This is a genomic window from Ruegeria sp. AL12 (genome assembly GCF_056540885.1).
On the sequence record NZ_JBQFXN010000005.1, the window covers coordinates 177,508 to 202,906 of the forward strand.

Sequence of the window (25,399 nt, forward strand, 5' to 3'; positions counted from 1 at the left end):
ACAGAGAAACAGGTGGCAGCAAACCGAAGCGCTGTAGGTGCCCTATTACACAAGTTGCAACCATATTACCCGCGCACAGCGCAGTACCACCGCGCGCAGCAGGCACCGTCAGCTTAAGCACCACGCAATTGGGCAACAGGACCGTGCTGAATAAGTTTCGCCAATCTGGGTCTTTCAAATGCCTATTCCCCAGAACCACGACACCTGAACTTGATGCGGTTCTGCTAAACTCGGCAGGCGGAGTGACCGGAGGAGATTCATTTCGGTTTTCTTGCAAGGCAGCAAAAGGCACGGCACTGAACTTGACTACGCAAGCTTGCGAGCGCGCTTACAAGGCCCAGCCCAAAGAATGGGGCCAGGTTACAAATCATTTGACGGTAGAGGCTGGAGCCCGGCTGAACTGGTTGCCGCAAGAGACCATTCTTTACAATGGCAGTGCGTTGGACCGGCGCCTCAGGATCGACCTGTCACCGGATGCCGAAATGCTGATGGTGGAACCGCTTGTTTTTGGACGCGTCGCCATGGGTGAAACGTTGACTGAAATCCGCTTGCGCGATCAAATCGAGATTTGGCGCGAAGGAACGCCGGTGTTTCTCGATGCGATTAGGTTTGCTGGTGATTGGCACACTCACTTGGCTAAGCGGCATATTGCAAACGGCGCAGGGGCGATGGCCCTGATCGTCTTAATGTCGGGTTCCGCCGAAGGTCATCTGGAGCCTGTCAGGGAATTGCTACCGGACGCCGCCGGGGCAACTCTGATCCGGAAAGACCTACTGGTCATTCGCATTCTGGCCGGCGACAGCTTTGCACTGCGCCGCACATTGATGCCGGTTCTGCGCCGGCTGAACAACGACACATTACCCCGATGCTGGATGCTTTGACATGAACCTGACCCCTCGTGAAAAAGACAAACTACTGGTGGCCATGGCCGCCGAGGTCGCTCGCAAACGGCTGGCGCGTGGCGTCAAGCTGAATCACCCCGAGGCCATTGCGTTGATTACCGATGCCGTGGTCGAAGGCGCGCGCGATGGCCGTTCGGTCGCCGACATGATGCAAGCTGGGGCTGAAGTGATCTCTCGGGAACACTGCATGGAAGGCGTGCCCGAGATGATCCACGAGGTGCAGGTCGAAGCCACTTTCCCGGATGGCACAAAACTTGTGACTGTCCACAACCCCATTCGCTAATTTCCAAAGGAGTCACCCATGATCCGCATGCTGTTTCCCGCTCTCATTCTGGCTGGTCCGGCCACGGCCCATTCGGATACCCATATTCACGCCCATGGCAGCGATTACACCGCGCTTGCAGTTGGGTTGGCTTTGATTGGGGTCATCGCCATAACCGTGATTTTGAAGCTGCCGAAATGATTCCGGGCGAGATCATTCCTGCCGAAGGCTCTCTGACGTTGAACGCGGGACGCAGCACCCGTCTTGTTATTGTCGCCAATACCGGCGATCGACCCATACAGGTCGGCAGCCACTACCATTTTTCTGAAGCAAACTCGGCCCTGGATTTTGATCGGTATGCAGCTTTGGGTATGCGGCTGGACATCCCGGCGGGTACCGCGGTGCGATTTGAGCCAGGCCAAACTCGCGAAGTTATTCTGGTGCCATTTGAAGGGCGCCGGCACATTTACGGTTTCAATATGCATATCATGGGGGCTCTGAAAGATGCCGGGCAAGATCAGTCGGAGTGACTATGCCTCCATGTTCGGCCCAACGGTCGGCGACAAAGTACGATTGGCAGATACCGATCTGATCATCGAGGTAGAAAAAGACCTTATCGTGGAGCGCGCAACAACTGCGCGTTTCAGTGAAACGGGCCACCGCGAAGATGTCTATGGTGAAGAGGTCAAGTTCGGTGGCGGCAAAGTCATTCGAGATGGGATGGGGCAGTCTCAGACCACGCGTGCCGAAGGTGCCGTGGACACTGTGATCACCAATGCTCTGATCGTGGATCACTCGGGCATCTACAAGGCGGATGTCGGTCTGAAGGACGGGTGCATCGCCAAGATCGGCAAGGCCGGAAATCCAGATACGCAACCCGGAGTAGACATCATCATCGGTCCCGGCACAGAGGCCATCGCGGGCGAAGGTCGCATCCTGACGGCTGGCGGGTTCGACAGCCATATTCACTTCATCTGCCCGCAACAGATCGAGGACGCGCTGCATTCTGGCCTGACGACCATGCTTGGCGGTGGCACCGGCCCGGCACATGGCACTCTGGCGACCACATGTACCCCGGGCCCGTGGCATATTGGCCGGATGTTGCAGGCGGCGGATGCTTTTCCCATGAATCTTGCTTTTGCAGGCAAGGGAAATGCTTCGCTTCCCGCTGCTTTGGAGGAACAGGTCAAAGCCGGGGCTTGTGCCCTGAAACTGCACGAGGACTGGGGTACGACCCCGGCGGCCATCGATTGCTGCCTTTCGGTCGCTGACGCGATGGACGTTCAGGTGATGATCCACACTGACACGCTCAACGAATCCGGGTTTGTTGAAAACACGGTTGCCGCGATAAAGGGTCGGACTATCCACGCTTTCCACACTGAAGGCGCGGGCGGCGGCCACGCACCAGATATCATCAAAATCTGCGGTGAGGACCATGTCCTGCCCTCCTCTACCAACCCCACGCGGCCTTTTACGGTGAACACGGTCGAGGAACATCTGGACATGCTGATGGTCTGCCATCACCTCGACAAATCCATCCCCGAGGACGTGGCTTTTGCTGAAAGCCGCATCCGGCGTGAGACCATCGCGGCTGAAGATATCCTGCACGACATGGGCGCGTTCAGCATCATTGCGTCCGACAGTCAGGCTATGGGCCGCGTGGGCGAGGTGTTGATCCGGACGTGGCAAACCGCCGACAAAATGAAGAAACAGCGCGGGCGCCTTCCCGAGGAAACAGGCGAAAACGACAACCTGCGCGTCAGACGCTATATCGCCAAATACACGATCAACCCGGCCATTGCTCATGGCCTGAGCCGCGAGATTGGCAGTATCGAAGAAGGCAAACGTGCTGATCTTGTTCTATGGAACCCTGCCTTTTTTGGTGTGAAACCCGAGATGGTTTTGCTGGGCGGTACGATTGCTTGTGCCCAAATGGGTGACCCAAACGCGTCGATCCCCACACCGCAACCAGTCTATAGCCGCCCGATGTTCGGGGCCTATGGCCGCTCGGTCGAGCATTCGGCAATCACATTTGTCTCTGAGGCCGCACAGGCCGACAGGATTGGCGATACACTGGGCTTGGCGAAGCAGACCGTCGCTGTCCAAAACACACGAGAGATTGGCAAACAGGATCTTTTGCTCAACAACGCGACGCCGCATGTTGAAGTTGATCCGGAAACCTATGAGGTCCGGGCAGACGGTGAATTGCTGACCTGCCAACCGGCCGAAGTGCTGCCGATGGCACAGCGATATTTTATGTTCTGACTAAAAATTATGCTGCATTGCACCGTGCGCAAGGCAGAAATGACCAAACACCCACTTCAACGTGAGGCCGATATGACAGATATTAATGCTCAAGGGAGGACCAACGTTTACGAGGGTCCAAATGGCACACTCAGCAACACAATCACACGCAGGCTTTTCGCTGCCCGGTCTGATCGCGTCCATCGGATCATCAATCTATGGGGCTCTGATCAGTGTGGCCGAAGCTCAATCGCGCGTGCGGCAAGTCGAATTCCTGCAATCGCTCAGCGACGAAGAGTTGCAAAAACGCGGCCTATCACGCGAACGGATCGTGCATCGGGTGTTTTCGGATTCGATCTGGCTCTGACCATTTCTGCTCCAGAGGAGGCGACGGTATGACCGCCCTGCTCTGCACCGCACGCCGTTACTCGGATCACATGCACGACGACACTGCCGATTGCCTGTCGTTGACCTATGACGATCGGTTTTTGCGCCGAAAGGTTTTAACATGCGAAAGCGGCGAACAGATTCTGGTCGACCTGGCTCAGACAACCTCACTGGATCACGGCGGCGCGCTGATCTTGGACGACGGGCGCGCGGTTGAAATCCAGGCCGCGCCCGAAGCCTTGCTGGAGGTCTCGGCTCCTGATCTGGCACGTATCGCATGGCATATCGGCAATCGCCACACGCCCTGCCAGATCGAAAAGGATCGTCTGTTGATCCAGGTCGATCATGTGATCCGAGACATGCTTTTGAAAATCGGGGCCACAGTGCGCGAGGTGCACGAACCGTTCAACCCCGAAGGCGGAGCCTATGGCCATGGCAGAACACATGGCCACGCCCACTGACGCCGATATCCTGACTCTGACCCAGTGGTTGTCTCCGGCATACCCTGTGGGGGGCTTTGCTTATTCTCATGGGTTGGAAGCTGCAATTGACGAAGGAGCAGTCGCCAGCTCCCAAGACGCCGAAGCCTGGATTTCTGATGTGCTGGAACATGGGTCGGGATGGAATGACGCTCTGTTCGTAGTGTCCGCTTACAACGCCCAGGATAATGATGAGCTTATCAGCGTTGATACCAAGGCACGGGCGATCTGCGCATCATCGGAAAGAAAAATGGAAACCGAATTGCTGGGGCAGGCATTCGGGACCGTCACAGGAGACGTCTGGGATTTAGACATCCAACGGCTTTCCTACCCAGTGTCTGTGGGCTACGCCGCGCATCTGCAGAGCCTTCCCATACTGTTAACGACACAGCTGTATCTACAAGCATTTGCAAGCAACTTGGTCGCGTGCGCAACGCGCCTTGTGCCGCTGGGGCAAACCGACGCTCAAAAACTGATCCGTAATTTGACACCGCTATGTGCTCGTATCGCTGAACAAGCGCAAATGGCAGGCTTGAACGAATTGAGTTCGACTGCGTTCCTGACGGACATCGCGTCGATGAGACACGAAATACAGTATTCAAGGATATTCCGAACATGAGCAGTATGAACGGCCCTCTTCGCGTTGGCATCGGTGGTCCGGTTGGAGCCGGAAAGACCACCTTGACGGCTGCCCTATCTGAAACCCTGCGCGATGTTTGTTCAGTGGGCGTTATCACCAATGATATTTACACTCAGGAAGACGCCGAGGCGCTGATGCGCTTGCAGGTCTTGCCAAGAGACAGGATCATCGGTGTCGAAACGGGGGGTTGCCCACATACAGCTATCCGTGAAGATGCATCGATAAACCTTGCAGCGGTCGCTGAAATGCGAAACCGGCATCCCGATCTTGACATCGTTCTGATCGAAAGTGGCGGCGACAACCTGTCGGCTACATTCAGTCCAGAACTCGCAGACCTTACAATCTATGTGATCGACGTCGCAGCAGGAGAGGAAATCCCGCGAAAAGGCGGACCGGCAATAACGAAATCCGACATCCTGGTCATAAACAAGACCGATCTGGCGCCGCATGTTGGCGCTTCACTGGAGGTCATGGATAGAGATGCAGCCAGAATGCGCAAAGGGCGGCCCTTTTTGTTCACGTCCCTTCGTCACAAAAAAGGAGTCGGCGCAATTGTCGACCTTTTAGTGAAGAAGGGGGGGTTAATGATTCCAGAAAGGAATTAACGCTCAGAACGAAGATGCCAATCTGTCGACACCTGTCATCGGCTCTGCCGTTCAGAGGCACCTAATTCATAGATTTTTCGTCATTCTGTTTTCGATTGGCGCAAAGGCTTTACCACGCGCGACTCCAAGCTTTTCCATCAATTCCGCACCTTTCGTGGCGGTATCTTTCAGTGCCGCTGAGAAATATTCACGCGAACCCTTCGGGACGTTGGCTGCCACCCGCGACACCGCGTCCTTCGATAATAAATGCGTTTTCCTTTGCCTCACTCAGGAAATGCGGGCTGCTAGCGGACCACCGACACATCTCTTTTTCGTTGTGCATCCCTGACAAGGGCAGCAAGCCGATAGAAACCGTGCGCCATTTTTGTGTAAGGCGTAAGAAGGAAGAACGCGAGGACCGACCCCAGATGGACGGCAAGCAGCGCAGGCATTACTGCGGATGAACCGAAAGCGTAAAGAACAAGCCCGCTCAACGCTACAAACCCAAGCAGTAGTATAAATCCGATTTCTCCGCCCCAAGCTGAAACATCGCCGAGATTGCGGTCTGACTTGTGTTTCAGCCGGACCATCATGTAGCAGCCAACAGTGAGCAAAACGCCCCCTGTGACTCCAAACAGCTTCGGCAATGACCAGAACCGGTAAGGTGCGTGCAGATCGAACCCATAATGCATGATCGTCGCCACCGAAGTCGAAGCAAAACACAGCAGAAACCCGTACATTATCGCATGATGCACGTGGCGGCGGGCCTGGCTAAAACGGTCTTCGTCCTCGAAATTGCAACCCTCCCCGTGGCCAGCAGCCAGGTCCTGCATTTTGGCCGTTCGACTTAGCGCGGCTTTCAAGTCGCCCAGTTGGATCGGCTGGCCTCCAACTGCGTGCCAATAGCGCCGCAAGCTGATGCCAATGCTGAACAACGGCAGAAGGAATGCCGGAGCAAAAATCAACACCATCGCATTGTGAGAGAGGACAGAGTAGAAGCCTTCGCCTCCGGTCGAGCCGATCGCGCGAATGGCCCAAAAAATAAGCGTGAAGCCGACGACCAGAGCCAGGGCGATCGCTCCACCATGGCTATGGAAGCAGCGCGCCACTGGTTGCGGCCAGGCGAAGCTTTCCCAACTGTCGCGCCGGACCTCGGCCAGAGCCTTCGGCAGGTTGAGGTCGAACTCATGCGGCGCCGTATATTGGCAGGCATAGTAACATCCTCTGCAGTTATGGCAGAGATTGGCCAATTGCGTGATATCGCCGTCCGAGAATGCGCGTTCAGCGTGAAGCGACGGAAAGACCGAGCAATAGCCTTCGCAATACCGGCAGGCATTGCAGATCTCAGCCTGACGGCGGGCTTCCTGTATCAGTTCAGTTCGCATAAGAAGCGGCCTCTCGTCCTGCAATGCGTCCGAAGACGGTTCCGATGGTCATGCCGAACCCGGCCAGATAACCCTGCCCCAAAATCGACCCAGCCATGGTTTCGCCTGCCGCCCAGAGGTTCTGGATTTTGCCGTTTGACAATGAACATTGCGCAGATTCATCCACCTTGAGCCCCAGATATGTGAAGGTCACACCGGTGCGCAGCGAGTAGCCATAGTAAGGAGGTTCGGTGATCGGGCGCGCCCAATTGGTTTTGGGTGGCGTCAGGCCGGTAGTTGAAACTCCGTCCAATTCTGTTGGATGAAAGCCACTTGTGTCACCGCAGGCGGCATTGAATTCTGCGACGGTCGTGGTCAGTTTATCGGCGGGCAGACCCATCGCTTTGGCCAGTTCCTCGAGCGTGTCCGCCTTTAACGGCGGAAAAACCGACGGCATGAACAGATTCAGCGATTTGGCATCAATGATCACATAGCCCACCTGATCCGGCTGGGCTGCGACCAAGCGACCCCAGATCGCGTAACGCTTTGGCCAGACGTCCTCGCCCTCGTCATAGAACCGCTCGGCATCTTTGTTGACAACAATTGAGAATGGAACGCAGTCCAGGCGGGTGACGATGCCGCCATCGAATTTCGGAGCACGCCCGTCGACGGCAACGGCGTGGCATTGGGTCGGGTCTCCAACGCTCTCAACGCCTTGATCCAGAAGATCGGCCAGCACGACACCCCGGTTATAGGGTGTGCCCCGGATCAGGAAGTTGCGTGCCGCAGGTCCCCACGCACGCGTCAGCCAATCGGTGTCAGCCTGAAAGCCGCCCGAAGCGACGATGACCGCTTTGGGCGTTATGCGATGGGATTGGCCTTCGCAGGTGAAGTCTACCCATTCAATCCGGTCTCCGTTCAATTCAAGATGCGTGACGGCGGCTTCGTACAGGACTTCGACGCCCAGCTTCGCTGCTGTCCGGTAATAGGCATTTACCAGCGATTTACCGCCGCCCATAAAGAACGCATTCGTCCGCGCCAGCGATAGCGTCCCCGACAAAGAGGGCTGGAACCGAACCCCGTGCTCCTCCATCCAGGGAAGACATTCCTCAGACGTGCGAATTGCGAGGCGCGCCAGATCTTTGTCGGTTTTACCCCCGGTAACCTTGAGCAAATCTGACAGGTATTCGTCTTCGCTGTATTCCTCGACCAGCGGGCCTAAAGGGCTGGAATGCATGCAGCGAAAGTTTCGGGTATGGCGCGAGTTTCCGCCACGATAGGGTTTGGGCGCCGTTTCAAGGATCAGAACGCGCGCGCCTGCTTCGGCGGCGGTCATCGCAGCGCACAGGGCGGCGTTACCTCCGCCAATCACAGCGATATCGTAGGCTTCCTTTTGGGTGGCCATGTGGTTTCCGCCTATTGAGTTTGGTCCGTTGTTCGGTCGCGCTCCTGCAAGGCGCGAATGCGCATGCGTTGTGCTGCGTGGATATGAGCGCGCATCTCATTTTCAGCCGCCGCGCCATCCCGGGCTTTCAAGGCGGCCATGATAAGGCGGTGTTCGGCTACTGCGGCCTCGGCTCGGTCGCCGTCCAACAATTGCGACGGGCCCAGGATCAGCAACGCCTTTTGTAAAGACAACATGGATTTAGCCAGAAACCGGTTCTTGGCCGCATCCAGAAGCGTCGCATGGAAAATCCGATTGATCCGCGCGGCCTCCGGGCCGGTGCCTGCCTCGGCCAGCCGGTCATTCAGCACATCCAGCTCATCCAGTTCGACATCGGACGCCGCCCTTGCCGCCAGACGGGCCGCAGTTCCCTCGAGCACAGCGCGCATCTCATAGAGCTCCATCACTTCGGCGTAATCCAGGCTGCGTACCGTCGCGCCTTGACGGGGGATATGTGTTACCAAGCCATCCGCTTCCAGCTGTCGGATCGCTTCGCGCACAGGCGTGCGGCTAACTCCCAACCTCTCGGACAACTCTATCTCGCGCAGGCGTTCGCCGGGCGGCAGGCTACCTTCGCGAATCTCATCCAGCAGGCGCTGATAGGCGGAATTGCCTTGTGGGCCTGGCTGTAACGGGTCGTCCTGCAGGGTCATCACGCGCTCACTTGTGTTATTGCGTCCATTTGTATACATTTGGATACACACTAAGTCAACCGCACCGGAATCTACATTTTGTCCACCCAGATCAACGCACCCTCCTCAGCGAAAAAACGTGCAGTGACCTTCGCACTTGCAGTGTTGGGCACCGGAGCATTCTGGTTAATGAATTTGCCCCTGCCCTTCCTGTTCGGCCCAATGAGCGCCTGTCTGATTGCAGCCCTGGCGCATGCGCCGATGGAGGGATTCGGGCAGGTCTCGGTGGCGGCACGCACTATCCTGGGCGTTGCCGTGGGAGCATCGATCACTCCGGCCCTGTTTGCCGAATTGCCGAAAATGGCCGCGTCGATTGCGCTGGTTCCGTTCTTTATCCTGCTGATCGCACTGGTCGGAGTGCCATTCTTCCGCAAGGTTTGGGGCTTCGATACTACAACCGCTTTTTATGCTGCCATGCCCGGCGGGTTGCAGGACATGATCATCTTCGGATCCGAGGCGGGTGCCAATCCGCGCACGTTGTCGCTGATCCACGGCACACGCGTGCTGATCATAGTGACGTTGGCCCCGCTATTTCTGACTGTTTTCTATGGCGCTGAATTGACCAACCCAATCGGTGAACCCGCACACGCCCTGCCGGTTCACGAACTGGCCCTGATGGTGTTGGCCGCCTTTATCGGCTGGAAGGGCGGCGAGCGCATCGGTCTCTTCGGCGCGTCGATCCTGGGACCGATGATCCTGACAGCTGCTTTGTCACTCGGGGACTTCATCCATACCCGCCCCCCGCGCGAGGCCATCCTGGCCGCGCAATTCTTCATCGGTTGCGGAATCGGAGTGAAGTTTGTCGGTGTCACCTGGGTGGAATTGCGCAAGGTCGTGGCAGCGGGTTGCGCCTATGTGGTTGTCCTGGCCGTGTTGGCGGCGGCCTTCACTGCTGTTGTCACCACGTTAGGGCTTGGCAAGCCGGTCGAGGCGTTTCTGGCCTTCGCGCCCGGCGGGCAGGCCGAGATGACAGTTCTGGCCATCGTTTCAGGCGCGGACCTGGGCTTTGTGATCACTCACCATCTGACAAGGATTGTGCTGGTGATCATCGGCGCGCCCATCGCCGCCAATCTTATTCTACGGTGGTCCAAACCTCGGGGTTGATCATGTGGATCGGCGCGCCGTCTGCGTAAGCATTTACCTGATCGAAGATATCGGCAAATTGCAGGTCGAACTCATCCTCGGTCACAAAACCAATATGCGGCGTCGCGAGCAGGTTGGGATGTGCCAGCAAAGGATCGGTCGCGTCAGTCAGTGGCTCGGAATCGAATACATCAATCGCGGCTTTGCCGGGGCGACCGGCGTTTAGCGCTTCAAGCAAAGCGCCCGGAGCAATCAGCCCGGCCCGTGAAGTGTTCACGAAGATCGCCCCGGGCTGCATCTGCGCAAAATCCGATGCGGTAATGATCGCACGCGTGTCCGGTTTCAGGCGCACATGGATCGAAACAACATCACTATCGGCAAAAAACGCCTCGCGGCTCGGCGCGACCCTAGCGCCATCCGCTTGCGCACGCGACCGACCTTCATCGGACGACCACCAAACGACATTCATTCCGAACGCCTCGGCATAACCCGCAACCGCACGCGCGATACGGCCGTAACCATAGAGCCCCAATTGACGACCGCGTAGTGTCTTGCCTACCCCTGCCTGCCAGTGCCCTGCCTTGACCGAGGCCATCTGAGCGGGCAAATCCCGCATCCCAGCCATGATCAGCGCCCATGTGAGTTCCGCCGCAGCATAAGACGGCGTGCCGCTATGCATATTCGAACACAATAAAACACCCTGATCTGTACAGGCCGGCACATCAACATGGGGATAGACGCTGCGCTGGCTGATCAGCTGCAAATTCGGCAACTTTTCCAGCAAGGCGCGCGTGACTTTGGTCCGCTCTCGGAACAGCACCAGCACCTGAGCCTCCTGCAAACGCTTGGCCAAGATGTCAAGATCCTCGACATGATCCGTCCACACCGTCACTTCATGACCGTTGAGCCTCTCAAAACATGGCAGCCCACGCAGCGTGTCGAACCAATCGTCCAGAATGTGTACTTTCATCGGCTTTCTATACTCTGCCCGGTGGTCAGTTGTCTGGGTGTCGGCACAAAATGCTGCAGGTCGAGTGCTCCCAGCGCGTTTCGGACGCGTTCGCTTTGGTCCAACAGATGATTGAATTGCTCGTCGCATCCCGCGATTGGCGTGGGGTATTCGGCCATATCCCGCCGCAAGGCAGCTTGCGCCAACCGGAGCTCCTGACGCGCGATATCGAGGCATTCCGAGTAGTCGTCCACCATAACCCCTCCCATTTGTATACAAAGGTATACCAATTTGGAAATGCCAAATCAACTCCCTTTCCACACGGATTGTGGAACGTACACATGGCCGTCTGCCAACTTGCGCGCGGTACGAACCAAGCCTGCTGCGTTTACAGTGAACCCATTCTCAGTGGTGAAATCCACCAATACGTCGATCGTGCCCGAGGCATGTTCCAATATGACTTCAGCCGGGCTTGTCGTCGGGCGATCCAGCAAACCGTCCGCGACCGTGCCGGGCGTCAAAGCGCAGGACGCCATGCACTGCGCACCGGTAACCGCCATGGTCGGGTGGGTCTTCCACGGCATGAAATACCGCACTGCAAGCGTTCCGCCCGCTTTGGCAGGAGCTACAAGGCCGAATTTGGGGGTCACGGATTTGGACACATCCCCCATCCCCATCCGTTCCCCGGCTTCGATCCGAACGGCTTCCATCCGGTCAAAAAAGGCGCGGTTGGCGTCCAGATCCTCGGCGCTTTCATAACCCGTCAGTCCGAAGTCGGCGGCGCAGGCAATGGCCATTGGCATAGCGACGTCCATGCAAGTCAGTTCGATCCCCTGTACTGTGTCACGCAGGTTGCCGGTGGGCAGGAAAGCACCGGTTGCTGACCCAACCACCCCCATGAAACTCAGCTGCACCGGTGCAGATTGGCCGGGCACCCCGGCAATGCCTGTATCACCCTCATAGGTCAGCCTTCCCCCGGGTGTCTGAATCCGGGCCACTACACGGGCCCCGGTGTTGACCGCCCGGATACGGATTTCGGTTTCATCGCCTTGGGGCTCAAACAACCCCATTTCGATTGCAGCGGGGGCGACACCGGACAGGATGTTGCCGCAAGTTGGTTTGAAGTCGACCAACTTATCCTCGACCGCAACCTGCGCGAAGAAATAGTCGATATCGGCCCAGTCATCCTCGCTGACCGACAGCATCGCGACCTTGGTCGTGACCGCCGCGCCACCGCCGATGCCATCAATGTTCAGCGATTGCCCGGCCCCGAGGGCAGCGATCAGCACTTTGGCCAAAGTGTCCAGATCCTCGGGCAAATCCGAGCGGCGGAAATACGGGCCCCGAGAGGTTCCGCCCCGCATGAATACATATGGGATTGCTGTTTGGGTCATCGGGTCCCCCCTGGCCAAGACTGAGTGGTGTTTCTTCTGCCCGGCCCGGTACACAGGCCGAGCGATGTCATCGGGCTGCTCATTTCAATGGCCAGGGCAAACTGACCATGTCCTGTAACAGTCCAGGTGGGAAATCGCGGTTCAGAGCACCCGCCATCAGGCACATAAAGCCGATACCGCAGGCGGTCAGGATCAGCGCCATCTGCCAGCTGGCCCCCGCCCGAATGCGGAAAAACGCCATCAGGAAACCCAGCAATGCAAGGATGAACCCCACCACCCATGTCGCCGCGATGAGACCAGCGAACCAAGCCAGCGTGGACCACAATCCATGGGGGGCACTGGCGTCCTCACCCGCAATTTCCTTGTCCGCAAAGATCGCGTCGCCCTCGGGCCGCCGCATCATCTGGATCAGCAGGATCACGCAGCAGAACAAAGAGATACAGCCGATCACTAGGGGGATGATTTTGTCGGTCATGTTGTAGTCAGGGATCATGTTAGCATTGACCAAAGCCACGATCAGATAGGCCATGATCACCAGTAGAAAGACCAATGGCGCACGCTTTGTACCTGCCTGAACCTCACCCTCGGCCATGATCATCTTGGCTTGCCGGATGCCCAGAATAACCGAGGCAACCGTGACGACGATCAAGACAATGACGATGGGGCTGAAGACATATTCCATCCCTTCGCCAAAGCTCTTTCGGAAACGGAACGATGCTATCTGGAAGGCCTGATTGGTGAACTTTTCAACCGGGTTCGACAGAACAAAGCCGATCAGGAAAGCCGGGCGCGACCAGTCGAACCGACGCAAGAAGATGCCGATCAAACCAATCACAAACAAGGCCAGCAGGTCTTCGAAGTTCTGACCGGATTGGAAGGCTGCAAAGCTGATCAACATGAACAGGAACGGCGCCAGATAGGTAAAGCGGATCGTGGTCAGCTTGGCGATCCCGCCCGAGGCCGCGATGCACAGGATGGTGCCCACCACGTTGGCCAGCGCCAACAGCCAGACGATCGAATAGGTGATGTCGAGATTGTCCTGAAGCATGCTCGGACCGACTTCGATATCTCCCGACCCCAGCAACGCAACCGCACCAATGAAGATTGCCATCGAGCCCGAGCCCGGAATTCCGAACAGAAGCGTCGGCACCAGACCGCCGCCTTCCTTGGCGTTGTTCGAGCTTTCCGGGCCGATGACCCCGCGCACTTCGCCTTTGCCGAAATTACTTTTGTCCTTGGTGGTTTGAACCGAATGACCATAAGCGATCCAGTCAACGACCGAACCGCCGAGGCCCGGAATGACGCCGACGACGACCCCGATGATCGAACAGCGGACCGACAGCCAGATATTCGCAAACCAGTCTTTGACGCCGTCCAGCCATCCAGCACCTATCGAGGCGCCTTTCGCAATCGACCGATCCTGCCGCAGCAGCGAGACGATTTCGGGCACCGCAAAAATACCCAAACCGACAATGACAAGTTTCAAGCCATCGGTCAGATAGGGAATGTCATAGGTCGCCATCCGAAGCGATCCACCAGCATCGGCCTCGCCAATTGTGCCTACCATCAGGCCCAGACCGGCGGCGGCGACGCCTTTCAGTGGGATACGTCCTGCCAAAATGGCGACCATCGACAGGCCGAGAATAGTGATCATCAACATCTCGGGCAGTCCAAAGGCCAGAACGATTGGGCGCGCGATCAGAATGAACATGGTCAGAAAGGTCGCGCCGACCAGCCCTCCGAACAGGGACGAGGAAAAGGCCGCCGACAGCGCCCGCGCGGCCTCGCCCTTTTTGGCCATGGGGAAGCCATCCAGCACTGTGGCCTGCGATGCCGAACTGCCGGGGATGCCCATCAGAACCGATGCGAAAGTGTCAGAGGTCGGAACCACCGCCACCATCCCGATCATCAGGGCCAGACCCAGGATCGGGTCCATGCCGAACATGAAAGGGAGCAAGAGCGACAGGCCGGCAATGCCTCCAAGCCCCGGGAAAACACCTACGGCCAGCCCCATAACGACGCCGAGCACGAGATAGCCCAGAACGATGGGTTGCAGGATCAGACCCCACGCATCACCAAGCGCAGGTAGAGCGGTGGCGAAAACCTCCATAGCGGCCGCCTTTCATAAATTGTCTTGTATGTAGAAAAGCGCGCGCCCTTCGTTGGGCGCGCGACGACGTGTCGGCTTAGTTCAACTCGACACCATAGGCTTCCTTCAGCCAGTTCAGGACATATTGCTTGGCATTGTCATCCACATTGGTCGCGGTTTGCAGCGCAGCTTTTGAGCCGTCGCCGACGAACACCGGATACTTGCCTACGCGTTTGGACGAAATGTCTGCAAAGTCACCACGCTCGGTTACAGCTTGGAACGCCGCGGTGTAGGCATCGACGACCTCTTGTGGCGTGTCACCGGGCAAGAAGGCCAGTTTCTGAACCGGGAAGCCCGCCACGAAGAAGGCTTTCCATGCGTCCCATGCTTCACCGCTGGTTTCACAGCCATCGGTCGCCTCGCAGACCTCTTTGAAAGTCGGGATATCCGGGAAAGTCGGATCGCGCACGATGTTGCCGTCTGCATCCAAGGCACCCCATGTCATCATCGGCACGGCCTGACCAGCCTCGACCAGCGGCGCCGAACCGCCCAGATAGCCCGAGGAGGTTTGATAATCGATGTTGGCCTCTCCACGTTCGAACATCAGGCGTCCGTCTCCACGGCCTTTGATGCCAAAGACAGGCTCAACGTTCATGCCTAGCATCTGCCATGCAAGCAACGGCACAAGGTCCAGACGGGTTGCGCCTTGAGAGCCATAGATGAAATTTGTGTCTTTCAGTGCATTTGCCGATCCATCAAACTTGGCACCATCTTCTGCGTTCAGATAGGCGACGCCACCGGTTCCCGATGCCATGACCGGAATCCAGTCGTTATATTCATAACGCACGCGCGGATCGTTCAGCAGATACGGGAATTGAGTTGAACCCGAGGTACCGAACAGCAGCGTACCGTCATCATGGCTTTGCTCCTGAAACCAGTTCGCACCCTTGGTCGAACCAGCGCCCGGCATGAATTTCACGACCACGGTCGGTTGACCCGGCAGCGCCTCGGACAGAAGCGGCGCAAAGAAGTTGGCCCATTTGGCAGACCCGCCGGTTTCCGAAAACGGGATGACCCATTCAATGGTCTTGCCCGAGAAATCGACCTCGGCTGCGGCGGGTGCTGCGATACCGGCGGCGGCGATCAGCCCCACGACGGCGCGACGGGTGAAGTTGGAAATGGCCATTGGTTCCTCCCTGTTGACCAGACAACCACGTCGGCGCCCTCCGCGCCACCGTGATCGCAAATAGAACTGTGGGGTTGATTCTCCCTCCCATCTGGCAATCATGGAGCGCCAACCTTGCGCGAAACTTGCGGGAGCCCGAATGCGGATCGTCATCGTCGAGGATAATGAGACCCTCGCCAACGCCATTGCCTATCGCTTGCGGGATCGGGGCCATGCTGCTGATGTACTGACAGATGGCGATGCAGCCGAACTGTATCTAGAGCAGGAAGGCGCGGACCTGATCGTTCTGGACATCAACCTTCCGGGTCGGTCAGGGCTTGAAATCTTGCGGTCGTTGCGCAACCGGGGTGACAGCGCCCCGGTTATTCTGCTGACCGCGCGCACCGAGACCAGTGACCGAGTGTCTGGTCTGGATATGGGCGCTGACGACTACCTGGTCAAACCTTTCGAGATGGACGAGCTCGAGGCGCGCATCCGCGCCCTGTCTCGTCGCAAGCAACTGGATTACGGCTCGCAAGAGACCATCGGAGAACTGGAATTTGACCGCACCGCGCGGCAGGTCAGCGTAAAGGGACAGGTGCTTGACGTGCCACGCCGAGAAATGGCTGTGCTTGAATGCCTGCTGGAACGGCGCGGCAGAATTGTCCCCAAGGGCCAACTGACTGACTATGTCTATGGCGTGGGTGCGGATGTCGAAGACTCTGCCGTTGAACCTCATGTATCGCGATTGCGCAAACGCCTTCAGAACCTTGGCATTAGGATCAAAACCGCCCGCGGTCTTGGGTATCTGCTTGAGGTGCAGAAGTGATCAGGCATGGTTCGCTCCGGCTTAGGCTGTTCATTCTGATCCTGACACCCTTGGTGTTGCTCGCGATTCTGCTTGGATATTGGCGCTACACGGTTGCCCGGGAAACGGCGCAAGAGCTTTTTGACGACAGCCTGTTATCTGCTGGTCTGGCGATCTCGCGCGATGTGGCGGTGTCAGACGGCGATGCTTTATCGCCCACCACCCGCAGCTTAATCCGCGATGCATCGGGGGGAGAGATTTTTTACCACGTGACCGGACCCGGCGGTATCTACGTAACCGGTTACGCATATCCACCTGCCTCGGCAAACCCGACAGAACAGGACGTTTACCAACCCCAGTTTTTCGAAGCTGTCTATCGTAACGAGCCGGTGCGCGTATTGAAAATGACCGAACGGGTCACACTGGATAACCTGGTAGGAGATGCGACGGTCACCGCATGGCAACGCATCGCGGATCGCAACGCGTTTGCCAACGAATTGTCGATCCGAGCAGCTATACTTATGGGCATCCTAATGGCCACCCTTGGCTTTGTCGTCTGGTTCGGCGTAGCGCGCGGCCTGCGACCGTTGCTGGATTTGCAGGACGCCATTGACCTGCGTTCGCCCGACGACCTCAGCAAGATAAAACGCCCGGTCCCGACCGAAGTCCGTGGCATTGTTCAGACCCTGAACCGGCTGTTTGGGCAGGTCGAAGACAGTATTAACGCCCATCAAGTGTTTATCTCAGAAGCTGCGCATCAACTGCGAAATCCAGCAGCCGCAGTCCAGTCCATGGCCGAGGCGCTGCGAGATGCAAAAACGGATGAAGACAGGGACAAACGCATTGTCGAGCTTGTGGCAGCAGCAAAGAACTCGGCCACTGTGGCAGAACAGCTGTTATCACTGGAACGGCTGCGGCAACCTACGCATCAGGATCAGATGGAAAAGATTGATTTCCGCTTGGTCGTGGAAGAAGCTTGTGCAGAGATGGGCGTACACATTCTGGCAAATGGGATCGATTTTGAGGTCACGATGCCGGAGTCTGCAATCATGTTAACAGGGGATCGGGTATTTTTGACTGAGGCCATCAAAAACCTGCTGGACAATGCAGTTAAGCATGGTGGCGCTAAGTTGAGCCGAATTTCAATTGTGCTCTTCTGTGACGGAGGAAATGTCAATCTTACTGTGGCCGATGACGGAACTGGTCTTTCACCCGCCCAAAGCGAAGCAGCATTCAGTCGGTTTTCGCAGCTAGAGTACTCGGAAGGCAGCGGCCTTGGATTGTCAATTGTCTCAGCGGTGGCAAAACGCCATGGAGGAGTGGTTGCAATCAACCAAGTCGGAAAAGGAGCAAGCGTTACACTTGAGCTTCCCATAGCCCTGTAAGTCGTTTCCAGCATTTAGAAGCCCTAAACTCTTCAATATCAAAGGGTACTCTTTGCGGTTGCAGCGAACTGGTGCTTCGTTGCGCATTGCGGTTGTTGCCGGACTATGTTCTGAACGACCGGCCTCGCAACCGTCGGCTAATTTTCCGCGTCATAACAAACCGCCAACGTCGATAAAACCGATGTTGGGTCAAGCGATCTATGGTTGAGTTGTGGCCGTTCGGTGGAACGAGTACGAAAGGCTGCCTGGCGGAACAAAGCTAGCGCTCTTCTGAGACGCCGGTGTTATGCTTTCAGACATAAACCCGTTCCTGACGACCACCAGAGTCTCACACCCGTTTTTTTCATGTATGTCCCCCGTCAGTGCTGATCAATGATGTCGCGTAGGCTGTTCAACGACCACATATAACGCCAGCAAGGTGTTTGATCCTGTACCAGTTGGCCCAACTTATCGAATGTTGTCCGCGATGCGGATACCTGCAAATCTATCTATGTTGCCAGCCGGAGCCGTTCATTGCCTTTGAGATACGCTGATATCTATCCGTCAGAACCGCTTTTGAACAGCGATGCGATGCAGCGCCCTTCGGCGGCTGGTTTGATGTCAGTGCGGTATTTTCGGGCCGAACCTGATCGGATGCCCGAGGAAGTTTTTGCAGAACATCATGTCCTTCTGAACCTTCAGGAAAATGGGCATCGTGTTCAAAACTGGCGAGATGGGACACTGCGTGATTTCACCTTTCGCAAGGACGAAGTCATCGTGACCCCGGCAGGCATGCGGTCAGGTTGGCGGTGGTACGGACAGTCCGACGTGATCGTGATCACCTTGCATCCGGGCAAAGTCCAGCGCTTTGCGCAGTCGGAACTCGGTATGCTGTTGGCGCCGGAGCAGTTTCACGATCAGCCGCAGTTTTACGACCCTGACCTATGTGCTGCAGGCGTCATTTTGCGCGATGCACTTGCAACGGACGATATGTCATCTGCGGTAATGTTCGAAGCCATGAGCCGGGTATTTCTGGTCAAGCTGCTGCAGAAATACGGCAAACGCCGCGCTGAAGAGGTCGAGCTGTCCGCGCGCTTTACCTCTCAGCACTATCAACGGGTGCTGGCCTACGTTCAGGACCGTTTGGATCAGACGATCACCGTCGATCAGATGGCGTCCGAGGCGGGCATGAGCCCCTCGCATTTCGCGCGGGTTTTCAAGGAGACGCTGGGCTCGACTCCCATACAATATGTCATGGCCTACCGGGTCGAGCAGGCGATGAAGATGATGGAAGACCCGGCGCGCCCTCTGGGGGATATCGCCATGGCCTGTGGGTTCTCAGATCAGGCGCATTTCACGCGCAGTTTCAAACAGGTAGTAGGGCAGACCCCCCGCGCATTTCGTGCGGCAAATGCTGTCTGAAGCAGAATCTTTCAAAAACGCGGCAGTCCGGTACAAGTATGCCTGCCGTCGACAGCGTATCTCAGGTGTCATCGGGCTTGTGCCCATCCAGAAAGACTTTGGGAGATATCGCTATGAACACCCTCGCTTTGAACACCGCCGCAGCACTTATGGCGTCGACGGCCGCCGTCGCGCAGGTTGAAACCCGCACCGTTACATTCGAGAACGAAGGCGCCACCCTGTCCGGCACACTGTACCTGCCGGAAGAGCGCGGATCTGAACCGCTGCCGACGGTCGTCGTGACCGGGGCCTGGACCTCGGTTCAGGAACAGATGCCCGCCAACTATGCGCGCGAGATGGCCGAGCGCGGCTTTGCCGCCTTCACCTTTGATTTCCGCGGTTGGGGAAAATCGGGCGATCTGCCGAACAACGTGCGCTTTGTTGAAAGCCCCGAGGCCAAGACATCGGACATCAAAGCCGCAATCGATTTCGTCGCGACCCTTCCCGAAGTGGACGCCGATCACATCAACGGTCTGGGGATCTGCGCCTCGGCTGGCTACATGGTCGATGCGGTCTCCGGCAACCCGCTGGTTCAGCGGCTGGGCTTGGTTGCACCATGGTTGCAGAATGAAGAGATCGTCGAGGCAGTCTATGGCGGTGCAGAAGGTGTCGCCGGGCTGATTGAGGTGTCCCACGCCGCCGAGGCCGCTGGTGGCCAGATCATTCCGGCGGCAGGCCCAGAGGGCGCCGAGGGCGTGCTGATGCCGATCGGCGGATACTACTATGAGGCCGACCGTGGCGCGATCCCGGAATATGACGACAAGTGGAACAATGCAGGCTGGGAAGGCTGGCTGACCTATCATCCCGCCGACAATCCGCAGCGATTGGATAAGCCACTGGCCATTGTGCACTCGGAAAGCGCGGCGATCCCACAGGGCGTTCAAACCTTCCTTGCCGGTTTCACAGGCGATGCGACCGCGCAATGGCTGGAGGATGTCACGCAGTTCGACTTCTACGACAATCCTGAGGATGTCACCCGCGCGGCCGATACCGTCGCTGACCACTTCCGCGCCGGTTCGAGCAACTAAGCCCTGTCTGGACGCCGAGCAGTCATTCGGCGTCCACCTTCATCTATTCGGAGCATCCCCATGCGTAGAAAACTCACATCGACTCTTGCTGCCGTCTCCATGATCGGAACCGCGGCTTTTGCTGAACAGCAAGCGGACATCTCGACCGCAATCACCGGTATCGCGGCAGGTGCTGACCGCCACGACTGGACCCGCGTGCGCGGCGCGTTTTCCGATACTGTCACGACGGATTATACCAGCCTCTGGGGCGGAGACGCAGTCACGCAACCCGCTGATGAGCTTGTGGCGGGTTGGTCCGCTTTCTTGCCCGGTTTCGACGCGACGCATCATATGGTGACCAATCATACGATCACCTCTCTGTCCGATACATCCGCCACGGCACAGGCTGATTTCACAGCAACCCATCGTCTTGATGACGGCTTGTGGGTGCTGGGCGGCCGCTATGACTATGAGCTTGAAAAATCAGACGATCGCTGGGTTGTCACATCAATGACCATGACGGCAATCTGGGAATCCGGTGACCGTGGGCTTGTGGCTCTTGCCGGCCAGCGCGCGGCCGAGGCGAATTGAAGGAGTAACCATGACCAGTCAGCGCATCGCACTCGTGACCGGCGCCAATCGCGGTATCGGTAAAGAAGTTTCCCGCCAATTGGCGCAAGACCACGGCATGAGGGTTCTGATCGGTGCGCGCGATCTGGCGAAAGGGCAGGCTGCTGCGGATGAAATCGGATATGCGGCGGAAGCCTTGGAATTGGATGTCTCAAGTCCGGACTCTGTCGCTGCCGCCTTCTTTTTGATGGTTGAACCTAGCTACGGTCGTCTTGATGTTCTGGTGAACAATGCGGGTGTGGACTATGACACCGACCAACAGGTCCACCTCGCCGATCTGGATCGGGTTCGCCGCGCGTTTGATACGAACCTTTTCGGCCCTTGGGATACCACGATTGCGGCGGTGCCACTGTTGCAACGCGTCACGGATGCCCGGATCGTCAACGTCTCATCTGGCGCGGGGTCGCTGAACAGCATGTCCGCCGGCACACCCGGTTACGGCGTTTCCAAAGCGGCTTTGAACGCGCTCACCCTCAAGACCGCTGCCGCGTTGAAACCTCAGGACATTCTCGTTAACGCCGTGTGCCCCGGTTGGGTCGCAACAGATATGGGCGGCGGAGGACGTCCGATTTCTGAGGGTGCCAAGGGCGTTGTCTGGGCCGCGACCTTGCCGAAAGGCGGCCCGACCGGAGGGTTCTTTCGCGACGGCGTTGCGATTGATTGGTAGGTTTATCCTGGCGCCATAAAATCAATCAGCTTCCTCACCCGCGCGGGCAAAAGGCGACGACTGGGGTAGACTGCGAACATATCCCGCGTCAAAGGGATAGTGTCCGTGACCTCAAGCCGTTGCAGGTCTCCGTCCACCATATCCAAAGGCAGCATCGCGACACCCAGGTTGCGGCGGGCCGCCTGAGCAATGACATCAAGGTCCGTTAAACTGTGCGCGGTGTGCTTCAGTTGCAGAGTTTCCCCGCTCTCAAGCACCCAGGGCTGACCAGCTGTCAGGGCGGGCAAAGCAAGAAAGTCCGGTCTGTATATCGGCCCGTCCAACGCACGCTCCCGAATGAAGCCCTGTCCCGCACAAAAGCAATAGGGAACCGACCAGAGCCGTTTCGCGACAAGGCTGGAATCTGTCAACGGGCCGACCCGAAAGGCCAGGTCGATATTGTCGCGAAAGAAATCCAACATGATGTTGGTCGTGGTCACCTCAAGTGCCACATCCGGATTCTGCTCCGCAAAATCCAACAGCCGAGGGCCTATGGTCGTGCGCGCGGCCAACGGAGGCGCCGTGATGCGGATGCTCTGGCGTCTGGTATCGTCGGTAAAACCCGCGATACCCTGCAACGACTCAATCGGGTCCTGGCATCGATCCAGAAGGCGGCGGCCCTCTTCCGTCAGGCGAACCTGGCGGGTTGTCCGCTCGAACAGTTTGGTGCCCAGATGGCCTTCCAACTCTGCAATCCTTCGGCTGACCCGGCTGAGGGGTATACCCAGGCGGTCCGCAGCCCTGGAAAAGCTGAGATGGTTGGCGACGACAGCAAACAGGGCAAGGTCGTTGTAGATCATTATTCTAATTTTGGGATTATATCTTCCGATATCAACTATTATCTTCCGATGACGTGACCTCTACCTTCTGCGCAACAGAAGGAGACAGCTCATGCCTTTCGCCGTTGAAATCACCCAGACCGGCAAACCGGACGTTTTGCGCGAAACTGACAAGGCGACCCCGACCCCCGATGCCGGAGAAATCCTGATCCGCAACAAGGCCGGGGCGGTCAACTTCATCGACACGATCATCCGTCGCGGTGAGATGCCCGAGGGCATGATGCCTGAGCTGCCTCATGTACCTGGTGTCGAGGGGGCCGGAATTGTAGAGGCGCTGGGTGAGGGGGTCGAAGGCTTCTCTGTCGGAGACCGAGTGGCGTGGATGGGGCCGATTGGTGCCGGTGGGTACGGGACCCATTCGGTGATCGCAGCGCCCTATGTCACCCGGCTGGCCGAAACCAAGGACTTCGAAACCGCGGCCGCTATCCCTGTCAACGGGATGACCGCCTATCACATGCTGGTCAATTTGGGTGGCGCAATGGCAGGCAAGTCCGTGCTGGTTCACGCGGCAGCCGGGGGCGTAGGGACTATGGCCCTACAGATCGCGAAACATCTGGGCATGACGGCGATCGCCTCGACCAGCACCGACAAGGTTGGGTATGCCAAAGATCAAGGTGCCGATCACGTCATTGATTATCGCACTGAGAACGTCACCGAGCGAGTGATGGAAATCACCGGCGGGTGCGGCGTGGACCTGACGCTGAACCCGGTTTCCGGAGAGTCTCTGAAATCAGATTTCGATGTGCTGGCGCCTCTGGGTACCGCAGTTTTGTTCGGATTTCTTGCCGGTCCGCCCGCAGGCAGTTTTGCCAAGGACTTGGCGAAGCACTTCCAGAAATCCGTCTCGGTCCGTGTCAGCGATATATACACCTATCTCGTCAATCGCCCCGATCAGTTTAGCGCGGATATGGCCACAGTGTTTGATCTGCTTGAGACGGGAATTCTGCGCCCGCAGGTCACCGCCCTGCCCATTGCCCAAGCCGCCGAGGCGCACCGCCGACTGGAAGCCGGTGAAACCACCGGCAAGCTGGTGCTGAGTATCGACTGATCAATCCAACAAAAAAGGAGCCATAGAAATGAGCACGGTTTTCGAAACCGCCCTGAAAGGCAAGCACATTGTGATTGTCGGCGGTAGCAGCGGTATGGGGAAGGCAACTGCAAAGATGGCCACCGCCCTCGGGGCAAAGATCACAATCGCAAGCCGCAGTGCTGCCAAGCTGCATGCGGCGGCAGACGAGATCGGCGGCGGGGTGCAGATTGCACCGGTCGATACAACCGATGAGACCGGCGTGAAATCATGGGCTGTTGTACTGGGCCCGGTGGATCACCTGGTGATCTCAGCCTCAAGTGCTGCGCATGGTGCGTTCACCGATCTGCCCACAGACAATCTGCGCGCCATGTTTGAGGCCAAGTTTGTCGGCCCCTATTTGGCTGCGCGCGAAGTGTTGCCCGTGTTGGTCAAAGGCGGCTCCATCACATTCTTTTCCGGTGTGCTCAGCCGTCGCCCATCCGCCGGGGCCACGGGCCTCGGCGCCGTAAATGCCGCGGTCGAGGCGTTGGCGAAGGGGTTGGCGCTGGAGCTGTCCGGACGGGCGCGGGTGAATTGCATCAGCCCCGGCATGGTCGCAACCGAAGCCTATGCCGCAATGTCGGAAGAGGCACGTGAAGGCATGTATGCGCAGGTTGGTGGCAGCCTGCCTGTGGGACGCGTCGGAGAGGCCGAGGACATCGCGCAAGCCGTGATCATGGCGATGACGAACAGGTTTTTAACCGGCTCCGTTCTGGATGTGGATGGCGGCCATCTTGTACGCGATTGACGCCTGACCCAAGTCTGGCGTAAAGAACACAGCCTGCCCAAAACAGCCTTTGGTCTGGCTTCGGTCAAAGCTGGCAAATCGTTTGAAGGCGGTGCGCAAGTTGGGCCGAACGCAAGCGCAGGCGCAATTTCTTAGGCTCCCGGCTCATCGATTTACAGCTAAGACAGAACGGTTACCGCGAGAGCGCTTGCTGAGGGGGAGATCTTCGGGCATCGCTCTCGCTGCTACAGTCCCATTCTGGCTGTAAATCACTGAGTTTGGAGCCTAGAAACTGTCCTTTGCACCGATACTTCCGATACTTGATTGGCCGTAGCACCGGCTTGCGTCCGCCCAACGCGCTTCAAGCGTCAGCCACACAAGCGACCCGTCATATCTACACATTTTTCATTTTGGAGTGCCACAAAGCCAAAAGGGACCGTCTCTAACTTTGGCAGTCCCGCTCTAGCGATACAGGTTAAACTATGCACACATCAAAGTCGGTTTTTTATAGCCGATCACTGTAAAGCTATCTTGTGGATTTGGTTTCGCGAATAAGGTGTACAGGCACTCCGAATAAGTCGTTCCACCACCGTACGTGTAGGCGGTAGCGTTGTTTCCGTAGCCGTAGACATTTGTTGTCGTTGATGCCGTATGGGACGTCGTGTTGCTCCACTGAAACGCAAAACGTCCATCTGGGAGCTTGACCACGTTATCTGGCTGACCGTAGTCGAGTATTACGTCTGTAATATCTCGCCCGACATATGATTGCATTATTGACTCAGCGCAGCCTGAAAGCACGAGAAATACCCCGGCGAAAACTAGTCGCTTGAACATTTTCCACTATCAAATTTTTTGTTTTTTGCTTTTTGAAACCCGAAAGTAAGCACTGACGCGAAAACTCTCAAACGGTCTCGAAATGAGACTAACAATTGTTGATGAGTAGAGCCAAGTAGCAACTTGTCGCAATGGACACTTGGTAGCAAATATCGAGCCACAAAGACACTTGGAAATACCCTCAGTTAAGTCACTTTTAAGCAGGTTCGGAACTGTATTCCGTTCCACACATTGCACCTAAGCGCCTCATCTAGTCAGGTTACGCGCTTTTGATTG

28 protein-coding genes are annotated in these 25,399 nt (G+C 57.3%); 18 read left to right on the top strand and 10 right to left on the bottom strand.

What is annotated here, in order from left to right; all coding sequences use genetic code 11:
* The first annotated feature begins 143 nt into the window (after positions 1-143).
* The 9 genes from ACR0C6_RS14640 (at position 144) to ureG (ending at position 5,519) form a co-directional block, all read left to right on the top strand.
* Positions 144-881, top strand: coding sequence for an urease accessory protein UreD (locus tag ACR0C6_RS14640; RefSeq protein ID WP_480619936.1), 738 nt, complete (start codon positions 144-146; stop codon positions 879-881).
* A 1-nt stretch (position 882) separates the two neighbouring features.
* A complete protein-coding gene (locus tag ACR0C6_RS14645) occupies positions 883-1,185 on the top strand; it encodes an urease subunit gamma (protein WP_152459090.1) in 303 nt (100 codons plus the stop codon).
* An 18-nt stretch (positions 1,186-1,203) separates the two neighbouring features.
* On the top strand, positions 1,204-1,365 hold the full coding sequence (locus ACR0C6_RS14650; RefSeq protein WP_171169025.1) for a hypothetical protein: 162 nt from the start codon (positions 1,204-1,206) through the stop codon (positions 1,363-1,365).
* Entirely contained in the window at positions 1,362-1,694 is a 333-nt protein-coding gene (locus tag ACR0C6_RS14655; protein ID WP_480446106.1) for an urease subunit beta, read from the top strand. Before ACR0C6_RS14650 ends, ACR0C6_RS14655 begins: the two co-directional genes overlap by 4 nt.
* Positions 1,669-3,429, top strand: a complete 1,761-nt coding sequence (ureC, locus tag ACR0C6_RS14660; RefSeq protein ID WP_480619938.1) for an urease subunit alpha — start codon at positions 1,669-1,671, stop codon at positions 3,427-3,429. Before ACR0C6_RS14655 ends, ureC begins: the two co-directional genes overlap by 26 nt.
* A 121-nt stretch (positions 3,430-3,550) precedes the next feature.
* Positions 3,551-3,775, top strand: coding sequence for a DUF1127 domain-containing protein (locus tag ACR0C6_RS14665; protein WP_171725861.1), 225 nt, complete (start codon positions 3,551-3,553; stop codon positions 3,773-3,775).
* Between the two features lie 28 nt (positions 3,776-3,803).
* Positions 3,804-4,256, top strand: coding sequence for an urease accessory protein UreE (gene ureE / locus ACR0C6_RS14670; protein ID WP_171725862.1), 453 nt, complete (start codon positions 3,804-3,806; stop codon positions 4,254-4,256).
* Positions 4,240-4,893, top strand: a complete 654-nt coding sequence (locus ACR0C6_RS14675) for an urease accessory protein UreF (RefSeq protein WP_480619940.1) — start codon at positions 4,240-4,242, stop codon at positions 4,891-4,893. The genes ureE and ACR0C6_RS14675 overlap by 17 nt, the downstream gene beginning before the upstream one ends.
* Positions 4,890-5,519, top strand: a complete 630-nt coding sequence (gene ureG / locus ACR0C6_RS14680) for an urease accessory protein UreG (protein WP_152459096.1) — start codon at positions 4,890-4,892, stop codon at positions 5,517-5,519. The genes ACR0C6_RS14675 and ureG overlap by 4 nt, the downstream gene beginning before the upstream one ends.
* 66 nt (positions 5,520-5,585) lie before the next feature.
* On the opposite strand, the gene ACR0C6_RS14685 is transcribed toward ureG, so the two are convergent.
* The 4 genes from ACR0C6_RS14685 to ACR0C6_RS14700 all read right to left on the bottom strand — a co-directional run bounded on the left by ACR0C6_RS14685 (position 5,586) and on the right by ACR0C6_RS14700 (position 8,959).
* Positions 5,586-5,738, bottom strand: coding sequence for a hypothetical protein (locus ACR0C6_RS14685; RefSeq protein WP_480446109.1), 153 nt, complete (start codon positions 5,736-5,738; stop codon positions 5,586-5,588).
* A 65-nt stretch (positions 5,739-5,803) separates the two neighbouring features.
* On the bottom strand, positions 5,804-6,883 hold the full coding sequence (gene tcuB, locus ACR0C6_RS14690) for a tricarballylate utilization 4Fe-4S protein TcuB (RefSeq protein ID WP_480619942.1): 1,080 nt from the start codon (positions 6,881-6,883) through the stop codon (positions 5,804-5,806).
* Positions 6,873-8,267 carry an FAD-dependent tricarballylate dehydrogenase TcuA gene (gene tcuA, locus ACR0C6_RS14695; RefSeq protein ID WP_480446111.1) on the bottom strand — a complete coding sequence of 465 codons (1,395 nt, stop codon included), beginning with the start codon at positions 8,265-8,267 and terminating at the stop codon, positions 6,873-6,875. The genes tcuB and tcuA overlap by 11 nt, the downstream gene beginning before the upstream one ends.
* Before the next feature lie 11 nt (positions 8,268-8,278).
* Entirely contained in the window at positions 8,279-8,959 is a 681-nt protein-coding gene (locus ACR0C6_RS14700) for a GntR family transcriptional regulator (RefSeq protein WP_152459099.1), read from the bottom strand.
* A 168-nt stretch (positions 8,960-9,127) separates the two neighbouring features.
* On the opposite strand from ACR0C6_RS14700, the gene ACR0C6_RS14705 reads away from it, so the two are divergent.
* Complete coding sequence (locus tag ACR0C6_RS14705) at positions 9,128-10,102, top strand: AbrB family transcriptional regulator (RefSeq protein ID WP_253284204.1); 975 nt, start codon at positions 9,128-9,130, stop codon at positions 10,100-10,102.
* Here the strand turns inward: ACR0C6_RS14705 and ACR0C6_RS14710 are convergent.
* From ACR0C6_RS14710 to ACR0C6_RS14730, 5 genes are all read right to left on the bottom strand, one after another.
* Entirely contained in the window at positions 10,071-11,051 is a 981-nt protein-coding gene (locus tag ACR0C6_RS14710) for a D-2-hydroxyacid dehydrogenase family protein (RefSeq protein WP_480619944.1), read from the bottom strand. The genes ACR0C6_RS14705 and ACR0C6_RS14710 overlap by 32 nt on opposite strands.
* Positions 11,048-11,287: a hypothetical protein gene (locus tag ACR0C6_RS14715; protein ID WP_480619946.1), complete on the bottom strand. Its 240-nt coding sequence runs from the start codon at positions 11,285-11,287 to the stop codon at positions 11,048-11,050. Before ACR0C6_RS14715 ends, ACR0C6_RS14710 begins: the two co-directional genes overlap by 4 nt.
* Before the next feature lie 48 nt (positions 11,288-11,335).
* Positions 11,336-12,424 (bottom strand): 4-oxalomesaconate tautomerase, encoded by a 1,089-nt coding sequence (locus ACR0C6_RS14720; RefSeq protein ID WP_152459103.1) that lies wholly within the window; start codon positions 12,422-12,424, stop codon positions 11,336-11,338.
* Between the two features lie 79 nt (positions 12,425-12,503).
* Positions 12,504-14,534: a tripartite tricarboxylate transporter permease gene (locus ACR0C6_RS14725; protein WP_480446113.1), complete on the bottom strand. Its 2,031-nt coding sequence runs from the start codon at positions 14,532-14,534 to the stop codon at positions 12,504-12,506.
* Positions 14,535-14,610: 76 nt separating this feature from the next.
* Entirely contained in the window at positions 14,611-15,699 is a 1,089-nt protein-coding gene (locus ACR0C6_RS14730) for a type 2 periplasmic-binding domain-containing protein (RefSeq protein WP_171118945.1), read from the bottom strand.
* A 139-nt stretch (positions 15,700-15,838) separates the two neighbouring features.
* On the opposite strand from ACR0C6_RS14730, the gene ACR0C6_RS14735 reads away from it, so the two are divergent.
* The 6 genes from ACR0C6_RS14735 to ACR0C6_RS14760 all read left to right on the top strand — a co-directional run bounded on the left by ACR0C6_RS14735 (position 15,839) and on the right by ACR0C6_RS14760 (position 21,615).
* Positions 15,839-16,507 carry a response regulator transcription factor gene (locus tag ACR0C6_RS14735; protein ID WP_171638856.1) on the top strand — a complete coding sequence of 223 codons (669 nt, stop codon included), beginning with the start codon at positions 15,839-15,841 and terminating at the stop codon, positions 16,505-16,507.
* A gap of 53 nt (positions 16,508-16,560) precedes the next feature.
* A complete protein-coding gene (locus tag ACR0C6_RS14740; protein WP_480619948.1) occupies positions 16,561-17,871 on the top strand; it encodes a sensor histidine kinase in 1,311 nt (436 codons plus the stop codon).
* A gap of 513 nt (positions 17,872-18,384) precedes the next feature.
* Positions 18,385-19,272, top strand: a complete 888-nt coding sequence (locus tag ACR0C6_RS14745; protein ID WP_480619950.1) for a helix-turn-helix domain-containing protein — start codon at positions 18,385-18,387, stop codon at positions 19,270-19,272.
* A 113-nt stretch (positions 19,273-19,385) separates the two neighbouring features.
* Entirely contained in the window at positions 19,386-20,339 is a 954-nt protein-coding gene (locus ACR0C6_RS14750) for an alpha/beta hydrolase (RefSeq protein ID WP_480619952.1), read from the top strand.
* A 60-nt stretch (positions 20,340-20,399) separates the two neighbouring features.
* A complete protein-coding gene (locus ACR0C6_RS14755) occupies positions 20,400-20,909 on the top strand; it encodes a nuclear transport factor 2 family protein (RefSeq protein ID WP_480619954.1) in 510 nt (169 codons plus the stop codon).
* Between the two features lie 10 nt (positions 20,910-20,919).
* Entirely contained in the window at positions 20,920-21,615 is a 696-nt protein-coding gene (locus tag ACR0C6_RS14760; protein WP_480619956.1) for an SDR family oxidoreductase, read from the top strand.
* 2 nt (positions 21,616-21,617) lie between these two features.
* Here ACR0C6_RS14760 and ACR0C6_RS14765 read toward each other — a convergent pair whose 3' ends face one another.
* Positions 21,618-22,454 (bottom strand): LysR family transcriptional regulator, encoded by an 837-nt coding sequence (locus tag ACR0C6_RS14765; RefSeq protein ID WP_480619958.1) that lies wholly within the window; start codon positions 22,452-22,454, stop codon positions 21,618-21,620.
* Between the two features lie 91 nt (positions 22,455-22,545).
* Here ACR0C6_RS14765 and ACR0C6_RS14770 point away from each other — a divergent pair, with 91 nt between their 5' ends.
* Both ACR0C6_RS14770 and ACR0C6_RS14775 read left to right on the top strand, forming a co-directional pair.
* The gene (locus ACR0C6_RS14770; protein ID WP_480619960.1) at positions 22,546-23,541 is read left to right on the top strand and encodes a quinone oxidoreductase family protein; all 996 of its coding nucleotides are present in this window, start codon (positions 22,546-22,548) and stop codon (positions 23,539-23,541) included.
* A gap of 28 nt (positions 23,542-23,569) precedes the next feature.
* Complete coding sequence (locus ACR0C6_RS14775) at positions 23,570-24,310, top strand: SDR family oxidoreductase (protein ID WP_480619962.1); 741 nt, start codon at positions 23,570-23,572, stop codon at positions 24,308-24,310.
* Positions 24,311-25,399: the final 1,089 nt, after the last annotated feature.